The 12357-nt window shown below is 73.7% G+C and carries 8 protein-coding genes; 2 read left to right on the top strand and 6 right to left on the bottom strand.

Going from position 1 to position 12357, the window contains the following annotated elements:
* Window positions 1–239 precede the first annotated feature (239 nt).
* Entirely contained in the window at window positions 240–2897 is a 2658-nt protein-coding gene (gene pepN / locus IG62_RS0126790; protein ID WP_078872259.1) for an aminopeptidase N, read from the bottom strand.
* Window positions 2898–2968: 71 nt separating this feature from the next.
* Window positions 2969–3844 (bottom strand): helix-turn-helix domain-containing protein, encoded by an 876-nt coding sequence (locus tag IG62_RS0126785; RefSeq protein ID WP_030808430.1) that lies wholly within the window; start codon window positions 3842–3844, stop codon window positions 2969–2971.
* A 229-nt stretch (window positions 3845–4073) separates the two neighbouring features.
* Here IG62_RS0126785 and IG62_RS0126780 point away from each other — a divergent pair, with 229 nt between their 5' ends.
* Window positions 4074–5873, top strand: coding sequence for a glycoside hydrolase family 35 protein (locus IG62_RS0126780; protein WP_030808428.1), 1800 nt, complete (start codon window positions 4074–4076; stop codon window positions 5871–5873).
* A gap of 53 nt (window positions 5874–5926) precedes the next feature.
* Here IG62_RS0126780 and IG62_RS0126775 read toward each other — a convergent pair whose 3' ends face one another.
* The 3 genes from IG62_RS0126775 to IG62_RS0126765 form a co-directional block, all read right to left on the bottom strand.
* On the bottom strand, window positions 5927–9022 hold the full coding sequence (locus IG62_RS0126775) for an endo-alpha-N-acetylgalactosaminidase family protein (RefSeq protein ID WP_030808425.1): 3096 nt from the start codon (window positions 9020–9022) through the stop codon (window positions 5927–5929).
* 147 nt (window positions 9023–9169) lie between these two features.
* A complete protein-coding gene (locus IG62_RS46630) occupies window positions 9170–9349 on the bottom strand; it encodes a hypothetical protein (protein ID WP_030808422.1) in 180 nt (59 codons plus the stop codon).
* Window positions 9350–9562: 213 nt separating this feature from the next.
* A complete protein-coding gene (locus IG62_RS0126765) occupies window positions 9563–10372 on the bottom strand; it encodes a S1 family peptidase (RefSeq protein ID WP_030808420.1) in 810 nt (269 codons plus the stop codon).
* Between the two features lie 264 nt (window positions 10373–10636).
* On the opposite strand from IG62_RS0126765, the gene IG62_RS0126760 reads away from it, so the two are divergent.
* Entirely contained in the window at window positions 10637–11539 is a 903-nt protein-coding gene (locus IG62_RS0126760) for a hypothetical protein (RefSeq protein WP_030808417.1), read from the top strand.
* Between the two features lie 25 nt (window positions 11540–11564).
* Here the strand turns inward: IG62_RS0126760 and IG62_RS0126755 are convergent, their stop codons facing one another.
* The gene (locus IG62_RS0126755) at window positions 11565–12260 is read right to left on the bottom strand and encodes an alpha/beta fold hydrolase (protein ID WP_030808414.1); all 696 of its coding nucleotides are present in this window, start codon (window positions 12258–12260) and stop codon (window positions 11565–11567) included.
* Window positions 12261–12357: the final 97 nt, after the last annotated feature.

Raw genomic sequence — 12357 nt, 5'->3', positions numbered from 1 at the left:
GGGGGGTGGTGGGGAGCCCAGGGCGGGAGCCGCGGGCCCGGGGGCTCAGCAGGCGCCGAGACGGGCGGGACGGCCGGCGGGGGGCCGGGCGGGCGGGCCCGGCAGAGCGCGGCGCGGCGGCCGGGCGCGGCTGCGGTCGTCGAACGGAACCCGTAGGGGGCTACCCGTAAGGGGTGCGAGGGCCCCCTGCGCGGCCACAACGCGCCGTCAGGGGGCCGGTATTCCCGCAGGCGGATGCGTCAGTGCGGCATCCCCGTGGGGGCTCCGGTGGGGGGTCCGGTCGGGGCTCCGGTCGTGGTGCCTGCGGTCGTGGTGCCTGCGCCGGTGGGATCTGCGCCGGTGGCGCCTGCGCCGGTGGTTTCCTCGGTGATGGTGCGGACCCGTAGTGCGCGGCGGAGGTCGTCGAGTTGGTCGGTGAGTTTGCGGCGTAGGGCCGGGGTGGGGTTGCGGTCGGTGAGGCAGGTTTCGCCGAGGTGGAGGGTTTCCTCGTCGACGAAGGTGGCGGGGAAGGCGTAGCGGCCGGCGGCTTCGGCGAGGGCGGCACCGCGGGCGGCGGCGAGGCCGGGGGCTTCGGTGAAGTAGCGGGCGACGTAGGGCCGGAGCAGGTCGTGGTGTTCGGGGGCCCAGAAGCCGGTGGCGGTGGCCGTGAAGAGGTAGTTGGAGAGGGCGGTGTCCTCGTCGGTGGTGAAGAGGGCGTCCCAGGCGGCTTGTTTGGCGGCGGGGTCGGGGAGGGCGGCGCGGCAGCGGGCGGCGCCTTCGCGGCCGGTGGCGCTGGGGTCGCGGGCGAGTTCGGCGTCGATGGTGGCGTGGAGTTCGGCGGCGGGCGCGGCGCCGAGGGTGGCGAGCCGGCCGAGGATGCGCCAGCGCAGTTCGGGGTCGAGGTGGGGTCCGCCGGGGACGCTGCCGTCGTCGAGCCAGTCCTGGATGCCTTCGGGGGTGGTGGCGCTGTCGATGAAGGCGCGGACGGCGGTGAGCCGGAGGCCGGCGGCGGTGCCGTGTTCGGGGCCTTCGGTGCGGCGGAGTATGTCGCGGCTGAGGGCGGTGAGGGTGGTCAGGGCGGTGTGGCGGGCGGCGGGGGTGAGGTAGCGGTCGGCGATCTGGGTGCGGGCGAAGGCGAGGACGCCCTGGAGGATGGCGAGGTCGGTCTCGTGCGGGAGGTGGGCGCGGGCGGCGTCGAGGTAGGCGGTGGGGGCGAGTTCGCCGTCGCGGACCATGTCGCGGGCGGCGTTCCAGACGACGGCGCGGGTGAGCGGGTCGGGGAGGCCGGAGAGGGCGGCGAGGGCGGTGTCCCAGGAGGCGGGGTCGAGGCGGACCTTGGCGTAGGTGAGGTCCTGGTCGTTGAGGAGGAGCAGGGCGGGGCGGCGGCCGGTGCCGGTGTGGGCGGCGTCGTCGGGGACGTCGAGGGTGAGGGGGGTGCGGGCGACGAGGCGGCCGGGGGTGTGCGGGTCCGGGTCGTAGAGGCCGACGGTGAGGCGGTGCGGGCGGGTGCCGTCCTGGCCGCCGGTCTGTTCGACGGTGAGGTTCCAGTGTCCGTCGGTTTCGCCGACGACGGGGGCGAGGGTGTCGACGCCGGTGGTGCGCAGCCAGCGGGCGGCCCAGGTGTGGACGTCGCGGTGGGTGGCGCGGGCGAGGGAGTCGATGAAGTCGGCGAGGGTGGCGTTGCCGAAGCGGTGGCGGGCGAAGTGGTCGTTGATGCCGGCGAGGAAGTCCTTCTCCCCCATCCAGGCGACGAGTTGGCGCAGGGCGGAGGCGCCCTTGGCGTAGGAGATGCCGTCGAAGTTGAGGAGGGCGGAGGCGGTGTCGGGGACGTCCTCCGGGGCGGGGGCGACGGGGTGGGTGGAGGGGCGCTGGTCGGCGTCGTAGCCCCAGCTCTTGCGGGCGATGGCGAAGTCGGTCCAGGTGTCGGTGAAGCGGGTGGCTTCGGAGAGGACCTGGTAGCCCATGTATTCGGCGAAGGACTCGTTGAGCCAGATGTCGTCCCACCATTGGAGGGTGACGAGGTCGCCGAACCACATGTGGGCCATTTCGTGGGCGATGACCATGCCGCGGGTCTGGCGTTCGGTGTCGGTGACGGCGGAGCGGTAGACGAATTCGTCGCGGAAGGTGACCAGGCCGGGGTTCTCCATGGCGCCGGCGTTGAATTCGGGGACGAAGGCCTGGTCGTAGGAGTCGAAGGGGTAGGGCTCCTCGAAGATCTGGTGGTAGCGGTCGAAGCAGCGGCGGGTGAGGTCGAGGATTTCCTCGGCGTCGGCGTCGAGGTGGGGGGCGAGGGAGCGGCGGCAGTGGATGCCGAAGGGCAGTCCGGCGTGTTCGGTGCGGACGGAGTGCCAGGGGCCGGCGGCGACGGCGACGAGGTAGGTGGAGATGAGGGGGGTGGGGGCGGCTTTCCAGTGGCCCTCCCCCAGGTGTTCGGTGATGCCGTTGGCGAGGACGGTCCAGTTTTCGGGGGCCTGGACGGTGAGGGCGAAGACGGCCTTGAGGTCGGGCTGGTCGAAGGCGGCGAAGACGCGCTGGATGTCCTCCATGAACAGCTGGGTGTAGACGTAGGTCTCGCCGTCGGCGGGGTCGGTGAAGCGGTGCATGCCCTCGCCGGTGCGGGAGTAGCGCATCGTGGCGTGGAGGTGGAGTTCGTGGGGGCCGGCGGTGAGGCCGGTGAGGGGGAGGCGGTTGTCGTCGAGGGTGGCCGGGTCGAGGGGCCGGCCGTCGAGGGTGGCGGTGTGCAGCTCGGCGGGGCGGAGTTCGACGAAGGTGTCGCCGTCGGTGCGTGCGGTGAAGTGGATGACCGTACGGGAGCCGAAGCGTTCGTCGCCCTGGGTGAGGTCGAGTGCGATGTCGTAGCGGTGGACGTCGATGTGGCGGGCTCGGGTCTGCGCCTCGTCGCGCTGCAGTTGGGGCATGGTTTCCATGCTGCCGTACGGTCGGTCGGCGGCGCACGGGGGTTTGCCCCAGGGTGGTGGACGGGGTCGGGTCAGCCGACGAGGGGTGGGTTGTCGGGGTCGGGGATCTGGGTGGACCAGCCGCCGGGGACGCTTTTGACCTGGCGGTCGCGGAAGCGGACGGGGGCGGTGCCGACGCGGCGGGTGAAGAGGCGGCTGAAGTAGGCGGGGTCGTCGTAGCCGACGCGGCGGGCGACGGCGGCGACCGGGAGTTCGGTGCCGACGAGGAGTTCCTTGGCGCGGCCGAGGCGGATGCCGAGGAGGTAGTCCTTGGGGCTGCAGCCGGCGCCGCGGCGGACGGCGGTGCGGAGTTCGGCGGGGGTCATGCCGTGCCGGGCGGCGTGTTCGGCGACGGAGAGGGGGAGGAAGGCGTCGCGGGCGAGGGCGGCCAGGACGGGGTCGCCGTCGGCGTCGGTGTCGGCGCGGGCGCGGCGCAGGGCGACGAGGAGTTCGTGGACGGCGGCTGCGGTCTCGACGTCGAGGAGGGGGTTGCCGCGGCGGGCGGCGCGGGCGATCTTGCCGATGGCGGTGCGGGCGGGGCCGGTGTCCGCGAGGGGGACGACGGGGCGGTCGGGGTCGATGTAGCCGAGTTCGGTGTAGGTGGCGGTGGCGGGGCCGGTGAAGTCGACGAAGCTTTCGTCCCAGCCGGTGTCGGGGTCGGCGCCGTAGTGGTGGGTGACGCCGGGGAGGATCCAGAGGAGGGCGGGGGCGGTGAGGGTGCGGCGGTGGCCGTCGGGGGTGGTGTACCAGCCGCGGCCGGCGCGGATGACGATGGCGACGTGGTGGTCGAGGGTGCGGGGGCCGACCGGGGGGAGGGTTCCGTGCTGGAGGCCGACGCCCAGGCAGACCAGGCCGAGCCGGTGGTGGACCGGGCTGGGCGTGAAGTAGCGCATCCAGGTGTGGTACACGCCGGATCTCCCGTCGCTCCGTACCGGGCAGTGTCTTCGGGGTTTCCCGAGTCGTTCGGGTCTGGTTGATCCGGGGACACGCCCTGACCGCTTCCGTCCAAACAACGCCGATCTTTGTCCATGGACCGGCGGGCCGCCAGAGGGCGAGGGTGATCGGTGAGGTGAGCGCGCCCGCGCGTGCCCGGCCGGCCCGGCCGGGCGGGGGTGCGCGGCCCGGGGAGGGGGCGTGGTGGCGCGGTTCGTGGTGGGTGAGCGGGATTTCGAGCTGGACGGGCGGCCGGTGCGGTTGCTGTCGGGGGCACTGCACTACTTCCGGGTGCACGAGGCGCAGTGGGGACACCGGCTGGCGATGCTGAAGGCGATGGGTCTGAACTGTGTGGAGACCTATGTGCCGTGGAATCTGCACGAGCCGCGGCCCGGGGAGTTCCGGGACGCGGAGGCGCCGGGGCGGTTCCTGGACGCGGTGCGGGCGGCGGGGTTGTGGGCGATCGTCCGTCCGGGGCCGTACATCTGCGCGGAGTGGGAGAACGGTGGGCTGCCGGAATGGCTGACGGGGCCGCTGGGGTCGCGGGTGCGGACGTGGGACGCGGTGTATCTGCGGGCGGTGGCGGGGTGGTTCGGACGGTTGGTGCCGCAGATCGTGGCGCGGCAGTGCACGGTGGCGGGGCCGGACGGGCGGGACGGTCCGGTGGTGATGGTGCAGGCGGAGAACGAGTACGGCTCGTACGGCAGTGATGCGCGGTATCTGGAGTGGATCGTGGGGCGGCTGCGGGAGCTCGGGGTGGAGGTGCCGCTGTTCACGTCGGACGGGCCGGAGGACCACATGCTGACGGGTGGCACGGTGCCGGGGGTGCTGGCCACGGCGAACTTCGGCAGCGGGGCGCGGGAGGCGTTCGCCGCGCTGCGGCGGCACCGGCCGGCGGGGCCGTTGATGTGCATGGAGTTCTGGTGCGGGTGGTTCGCGCACTGGGGCCGGAGGCCGGAGCCGCGGGAGGCGGAGGACGCGGCCGGGGCGTTGCGGGAGATCTTGGCGTGCGGTGCCTCGGTGAATGTCTACATGGCGCACGGCGGGACGAGTTTCGGCGGGTGGGCGGGGGCGAACCGGGCGGGTGAGCTGCACGACGGGGCGTTGCTGCCGACGGTGACGTCGTACGACTACGGGGCGCCGGTGGACGAGCGGGGGCGGCCGACGGAGAAGTTCTGGCGGTTCCGGGAGGTGCTGGCCCAGTGGGCCGAGGGGCCGCTGCCGGCGGTGCCGGAGCCGGGGCCGGTGCTGTCGTCGCCGGCGGTGGTGGAGCTCGGGGAGTGGGCGCCGGCGGGGGCGGTGATGGACGCGCTGGGCGGGGCCGAGGTGGTGGGCGGCGGTCCGGCGACGTTCGAGGAGCTGGGGGTGGACCGGGGGCTGGTCCGCCACCGGGTGGCGGTGCCGGGGCCGCGGGAGGGTCATGCGCTGCGGCTGCGGGGGTTGCGGGACCGGGCGGTGGTGTACGTCGACGGGGCGCGGCGGGCGGTGGTGGACGGCGAGGACGCGGTGGTGGGGGGCGTGGCGGGGCCGGCGTCGGTGGAGGTGTGGGTGCAGTCGCTGGGGCGGGTCAACTACGGGCCGCGGCTGGGTGAGCCGAAGGGAATCACGGGCGGGCTGCTGCACGAGCGGCAGTTCCTGCACGGGGTGCGGTCGCGGGGGTTGCGGCTGGATGCGCTGGAGGAGCCGGGGGCGCTCGCGGAGGTGCCGTTCGGGCCGGTGGCGCGGGCGGCGGGCGGGGCGGGGCTGTACCGGGGGGTGGTGGCGGTGGCCGGGCGGCCGGGGGACGCGGAGTTGACGCTGCCGGGCTGGGGGCACGGGTTCGTGTGGGTCAACGGTTTCTGTCTCGGCCGCTATCGGGCGGTGGGGCCGCAGCGTGCGCTGTACGTGCCGGGGCCGGTGCTACGGGCGGGCCGTAACGAGGTGCTGGTGTGGGAATGGGAGGGCGCCCCGGTCGCTGTGGGGGAAGGGGCCGGGGCGCCCGGTCTGGTGCCCGCGGCGGGGTGAGCCGCCGCGGGAGGTGAGGCCGTGGGGGCGCACCGACCCGCCCCCACGGCCGACTACACCTCGCGCACCTCGAAAGAGTCCAGGACGAACTCCGCGGTTCCGTCCTCGCCGATTTTGCGCAGCCCGATCCATGCCTCGCCGGTGGCAGGCGCGGTGAACTCGTAGGTGTGGGTGGCGGGTCGGGTGGCGACGGGGAGGGGGGTGCGGGTCAGTTCGCGGGGTGCGGGGTCGTCGACGGCGGTGATCCAGGCGTACTGGCCGGCGCGTTCGTTCTCGTAGCGGAAGGTCACGCGGTAGCGGTGGCCGGGGGTGAAGCGGACGGTGTGCGGGACGGTGCGGTAGACCAGGCCGGTGTTCTCGCCGCGGGACTTGAGGGACTGGCCGCCGTCGATGACGTCGTCGATGGCCTTGCCGTTCCAGCCGGCCTGGGTGTAGGGGGCGTGCCGCTGGGCGATGTGGGTGCGGGGGTCGGTGCTGCCGCCGGCGTCGCCCTTGACGAAGACGCCCCAGCCCTGGGGGACGTGCTCGAAGTCCTCGTATACGAGGGTGCCCTCCTTGGTGGTGGGGGTGGCGGGGACCACGCGGACGTTGTCGAAGCGGACCCGGGCCGCTCCGGCCGCGGCGGTGAGGGCGAGGGTGGTGGGGCCGCCGCCTTCGGGGACGGTGAAGTGGGTGAAGAGGCGCTGGAAGCGGGTGCCGGACTTCCGGTCGGCGGCGACGTAGTTGCCGGCGGTGGAGGTGTCGGTCCAGTTGGTGGTGGTGATGCCGTCGGCGGTGCGGATCTCCAGGGCGGCGCGGCGCCGTTCGCCCGGGGTGGCGCCGACCTCGACCTGGACGGAGGCGGCGTACGTGCCGGGTGCGAGGCGGGAGAGGTTCTGGGCGACGCGGGCGGCCGGGCCGGCGGCGACGACGAGTTCGTGGTCGCCGCGTTCGCTGAGCCGGACGGTGGCCGGGCCGGTGGTCCGCCAGGCGTCGAGGGTGCCGGAGTGGAAGCCGGGGTCGGTCAGCGGGGTGCCTTCGCCCCAGTGCGGGTCGCCCTGGGCGGGTGCCGGGTCGCGGTGGACGACGTACGGCACGCCGGCCTCGGCGGTGAGGGTGATCCGGCCGCCGCGGACCGGCAGCCGGGTGTGCCGGGTGCGGCCCTGGTCGGTGAGCCGGTAGGCGTGCACGGTGGTGGCGGTGGACCAGCCGCGGGGCAGCGCCCAACTCGTGGTGCCGCCGCGGGGGTTGTAGTGGTAGAGCTTGCCGGGGTCGGTGGCGCGGCGGGGTTCCCAGGGGAGCAGATAGCTGCCGCCGTCGTAGACCAGCCGCCCGTCGGTGGTGATCCGGCGGGTGCCTGTGGTGTCGCTGACCGAGGTGTGGGTGGGGCCCTCGAAGGTGATCTCGTGGTCGGTCCAGGTCTTGATCGGGTAGGCCTGGAGGTACTTGGCGGGGAGGGCGTCGGTCCAGATGATTGTGTAGAAGGCGGACCAGTCGGTCTTGCCGACCCAGCCCTCGAAGTTGCCCATGCGGGGGTTGCCGAGGAGGGTGGGCCACTTGTCGGCGAAGACGTCCTTGTGGTGGTTGCGCAGGAAACGGATCAGCCGGGAGTTGATGCCGCGGGAGGTGTCGGGCCCGTAGTCGGTCTCGTTGGCCCAGTGCGACCAGAGGGCGGACCGTTCCAGTCCGTGGCCCCATTCGGTGGCGATCTGCCAGCCCTGGTCGCGCAGGTGGCGCTGGAGGCGGTCGGAGTTCCAGCCCGATTCCCGGAAGACGTCGAGGTAGAGGGTGGTCAGGGCGGGGTCGGTCTCCTTGCGCAGCCGGGCGAAGCGGCGGGCGATGTTGCCGGTGACCAGGTCGCGGCGGGCGTCGATGCGGTAGGACTGGTCGAGCCAGTCCCACTGCTTGTCGTCCTTGTCGACGAGCTGCTCGGAGAAGGCGTGCGCGACGGGGTAGGACTCGGTGGCGTTGACGTGCACCGCGAAGTCGCTGTTCCACTTCTTTCCGGCGCGGAGCAGGGTGTTGAGGTCGGCGAGGCCGCCGGCCCGTTCGTTGTAGTTGCCGCCGTAGTCGGGGTGGGCGGAGTCGTGGCCTTCGGACTGGTAGCCCTTGAGGAGGGTGAACTGCCGTAGTCCGTCGGTGGCCAGGGCGATCCGCTTGACGTGGTCGAGGGTGGCGAGGAACGGGTTGGTGGCCTGGCTGGCGAAGTTGAACGGGATGTGCGGGACGACGCGGAGGTGCTGCTCGTCGGCGCCGAGCGGGATGACCATGATGTCGCGCAGGGCGATCGCGGCGTCCTGCCAGTCGGTGCGTCCGTCGCCGTTGCGGTCGCGGGTGACGATGACGGTCGCGTACGGCAGCGGGTCGGTGGTCTCGGAAGGCTGGCCGGCCGCGCGGTGGGTCCACTGCCCGGGGGTGAGCGTGGCCGCCACGAAGCCGTCGCCCTGCACGGTCTGCCGCCACAGCCGGCCGTTCTCCCAGGTGGTGGCGCCGGTGGGCCGGTCGTAGACGGTGTTGGTCTCGATGCCGGCGGCCAGTTGGTCGGTGGCGACGACGGCGTAGGCGCAGCCGGTGGGGGCGGGCTCGGCGGGCGTGTGGTCGGTGACCTCGATGAGGGTGTCGCCGCTCTTGGCCTTGTCGAGTTCGAGGCGGGCCGCGAGCAGGGTCGCGCCGGGCTGGTCGCTGCGCACGGAGAGCAGGGCGAGGCCGGGGATCTGGAGGGTGCCGATGCGCAGGGCGGGGGTGTCGGCGATGCGGGTGACCCGCCAGGTGGTCCGCCAGCCCTGGACGGTGATCTCGACGGTGACGGTGGTGCCGCCGTCGAAGGTGAGGGTGTAGGTGGCACGGCCGGCGCGGGCCCGGTGGGTGACCTGGGGGGTGCGGGCGGTGCCGTCGACGAGGACCTGGGTGACCGGGCTGTCCTGGCCGTGCAGGACGGCTCCGGTGGCGCGGTCGGTGTAGGAGACGATGCGCGGGAAGGCGGTGTCGACGCGGACCTCCAGCGCGTCGGACCGCAGCACGGCCTCGGCGGTGCGGGGTGCGGCGGTGCGGGGTGCGGCCGCGGCGGGGCGGGCGCCGAGCGGGAGGGCTCCGGCGACCGGGGCGAGCGCGGTGGCGGCGACGATCCTTCGGCGGCTGGGCCCGCGCGGGGCACCGGTCTGTTCGTTCACGCGCGCTGTCCTCCTCCGTGCGGCACTGCCGCGGGTGCACTGCCTGTCGGCGGACAGCGTGCTGCGGGGGCGGGGCGTGCGCCTATGGACAAAGGAGGGGGAGGTGTTGGACAGATGTGGCGGCGGGGCGGGCCGGTCCGGGGGCGGCTAGCGCGGGGCCGCGGGCGGCGGGGCCGCGCCGGCGGGGCATTCGACGGGGCCGTGGTGGCCGCCGAGCAGGACGTAGGCCAGGGCGGCGGCGGAGGCGGCGAGGAGGACGGCGGCGAGGACGGTGGCGCGGCGGTCGCGGTCGGGACCCGGGCGCCGGGTACGGCGGTCGCTGGTCATGCCGTTCACGCTAGGCAGCCGGGCGGCGGCTGCCCATGGGCCGTACGGTCATCGGCGGCGGCACAAGCCCCGGCCGGGAGGTGAGCTTGGTCCCGGGCCGGACGGGACCAAGGTCCCGGCGGGCGGGGGCCGAGGTCCCGGGCGGCCGGGCACGGCGAAGGGCCCGGGGAGCGGCACCCGGGCCCTTCGGTGCGGGGGTGGTGCGGGGCGGGGTCAGCCGCCGAGCTGGCCCGCGGCCTTCTTGATGTCCGCGGCGAAGGTGCTCACCTCGGAGTAGACGCCGGGCTTGCCGGGCCGTGCGCAGCCCTCGCCCCAGGAGACGATGCCGACCTGGAGCCACTTCCCGGCGTCGTCCTTGCGGAACATCGGGCCGCCGGAGTCGCCCTGGCAGGTGTCGACACCGCCGGTGTCCAGCTTGCCGGCGCAGATCTCGTCGCCGGGCGTCAGCTGGTCGCCGTACGCCTTCTGGCAGGTGGCGTCGTCGACGAACGGGACGGTGGCCTTGAGGAGGTAGCGCTGCTGCTCGCCGCCCTCCTTGTCGGCGCCCCAGCCGGCGATGGTGAAGTCCCCGTTGTTGAGCTTGGTGTCCTCGGCGATCTTCAGGGTGGGCTGGTCGATGGGCTTGGCGAGCTTGATCAGCGCCCAGTCCTTGCCCTTGCCGTTGTAGCCGGGCGCCTGCAGCACCTTGGTGGAGTTGACCTTGACGGCGGCGGAGTCCTGGAGGTCGACCACGCCGCCGGTGGCCGTGATGGAGGTGTTGTCGCCGCTGCCGTCGACGCAGTGCGCCGCGGTCAGCACGATGTCCTTGGCGTAGAGGGCGCCGCCGCAGCCCATCGACAGGCGCACCATGAAGGGGAATTCGCCCTGGCCGGCCTTGGTGCCGCCGACGACCTTGGTGTGCACGGAGCCGGACGGGTCGGGTGCGGGGGCGGCGGTGGCGGTGCCGGGCTGGAGGCTGAAGGCCGCCAGGGCGACCGCGCCGACGGCGGTGGTTCTCGTGAGGAGCTTCCGGTAGCTGCGCAACGGGCTTCCTTTCGTGGGGGGTTGCACGTCGCTGACGAGCCCATGCCAACACCGGAGCCGGAGGTGGCCGTCGAGGGATCAGCGTGGAGGACGACAGCCCGCCGCATGGCGTCCGGACCCAGTGGGGGATGAGTCCGAGGAGCGCCCTGTGATTATCCGGAGTGTCAGATCGAGGTGACAAGGGTGCGCATCCGGCCAACTCCCGTGACAGCCACGCCCCAAGGGCCGTACCGGACATTCCCGGCGGCGCCGTACAGTGGCCGGATGACGACGGGTGAGCGCGGAATCGAGCACGGCTATCCCCATCTCGACACGGTCCGTTCGGCCCTCCACGCGCTGTTCACCCGGCTGTCGTACGACACGGTGAGCACCTTCGGCACCAGCGTGCTGCCGGTCGACGTGGCCTTCGACGACACCGAGGACCTGCATCTGGGTGCCCAGCGGATCGCCCGTGCGCTGGTGCGGCAGCTGCATCTGCCCGATGCGCGGATCGTGGTGAGCTTCCGTGAGATGGAGCACGCCGCGAACGTCGAACTGACCGCGGGGCCCGAGTACTTCATCGAGCTCAACGACCGCTTCCGCACCCACCGCAAGGACATCGGCGCCGCGCTGGCCCACGAGGTGATGCACGTCTACCTGCACCGCCTGGACCTGTCGTTCCCCGGCACCCGCGACAACGAGATCCTCACCGACACCGCCACCACCTACCTCGGCGCGGGCTGGCTGCTGCTGGACGCCTACCGCGAGCACGGCCCGTTCTCGCAGAAGCTCGGCTATCTGACGCCGGAGGAGTTCGGCTACGTGCTCGCCAAGCGGGCCGCGTTCTTCGGCGAGGACCCGGCGCCGTGGTTCACCAGCCCCGAGGCGTACGACGCGTACACCGCGGGCGCGGGGCGGGCCCGGCAGGACCTGCGCCGGCCGCCGCTCGCCGCCGCCGGGTGGGCCGCCCGGGCCCGCTACGCCAAGGACCGGCGGGCGGCCCGGGACCCGCGCCGCGCCGGCCGGGCGTCCGGGCCGGGTGGTGACGACTACACCTTCGAGGGCCCGGCACCGCTGAAGGTGTCGTTCCCCTGCCCCGCCTGCCACCAGCGGCTGCGCCTGCCGGTACGGGGGCGCCTCCAGGCGCGATGCGGGCTGTGCAAGACGCTGCTGGACTGCGACACCTGACGCCCGATCAGCACGGCGGAGCGGGCTAGACCCAGCCCTCCAGCCCCGACAGGAAGCCCTCGAAGTCGTCGCGGTGGATGGTGTGCCCGGCGCCGGGCACGGTACGGACCTCGAAGCCGCGCCGGGTCAGTTCGGCGGCCGCCTCGTCGGTGAAGAGGAACCCCTCCCCCGCGATCTGCACCAGCGAGGGGACGACCGGCTTCTCCGGCGTGCGGTCCGTGAGGTGCTCACCGGACAGGGCGTGCGCGGTCGCGGTGTCCCAGTCGGCGAGCGTGGCCAGTTCGATGTCGACGTCGGCGTCCGACCAGCGCGGGTTGAAGCCGCGCACCATCGCCCGGTCGGCGTTCTTGAACGGCAGGAACACCGCCGGGTCGACGGACTGCCCGGTGCGGCCCAGCGACCAGGCCGGATCGCAGTAGACCGCGCGCCGCGGCTGCAGCCGCTCCACGGCCAGGGAGAGCGCGAGGCCGCCCAGGGAGTGCCCGATGACGACCTCGGGTCCGGCGGGCAGGGTCTCCACGAGGTCCTCGGCGAAGAGTTCGGCGCCGTACTCGCCGCGCGGGCTGCGGCCGTGGCCGCGCAGGTCGACGGCGAGCACGCGGTAGCCCCGTTCGGCGAGCGCCGGGCCGACCCGGTGCCAGGTGCGGTGGTCGGACATCATTCCGTGGACCAGCACCGCGGTCCGGCTGCCGGCGCCCCATTCGTGGGTGTACAGCTGCATGCCCGTACCTCTCTCCCGTACGTCCGCGCTCCGGTGGGCGGCGCCCCGGGCAGGCCGTCCCGCACCGTGGGCGCGCCCGGCCGACGTTACACGTGTC

This window comes from Streptomyces sp. NRRL S-337 (genome assembly GCF_000720175.1).
Classification (GTDB): Bacteria; Actinomycetota; Actinomycetes; order Streptomycetales; family Streptomycetaceae; genus Streptomyces; species Streptomyces siderophoricus.
Note: the sequence above shows the minus strand (reverse complement) of the source record. Positions and strands in the feature narration are given on the sequence as shown.

Bases quoted from the DNA above. Each gene is read 5' to 3' on its own strand.
- IG62_RS0126760 (WP_030808417.1), top strand. From the start codon at position 10,637: ATGACGACGGGTGAGCGCGGAATCGAGCACGGCTATCCCCATCTCGAC.
- pepN (WP_078872259.1), bottom strand. From the start codon at position 2,897: ATGCCCCAACTGCAGCGCGACGAGGCGCAGACCCGAGCCCGCCACATC.
- IG62_RS0126755 (WP_030808414.1), bottom strand. From the start codon at position 12,260: ATGCAGCTGTACACCCACGAATGGGGCGCCGGCAGCCGGACCGCGGTG.
- IG62_RS46630 (WP_030808422.1), bottom strand. From the start codon at position 9,349: ATGACCAGCGACCGCCGTACCCGGCGCCCGGGTCCCGACCGCGACCGC.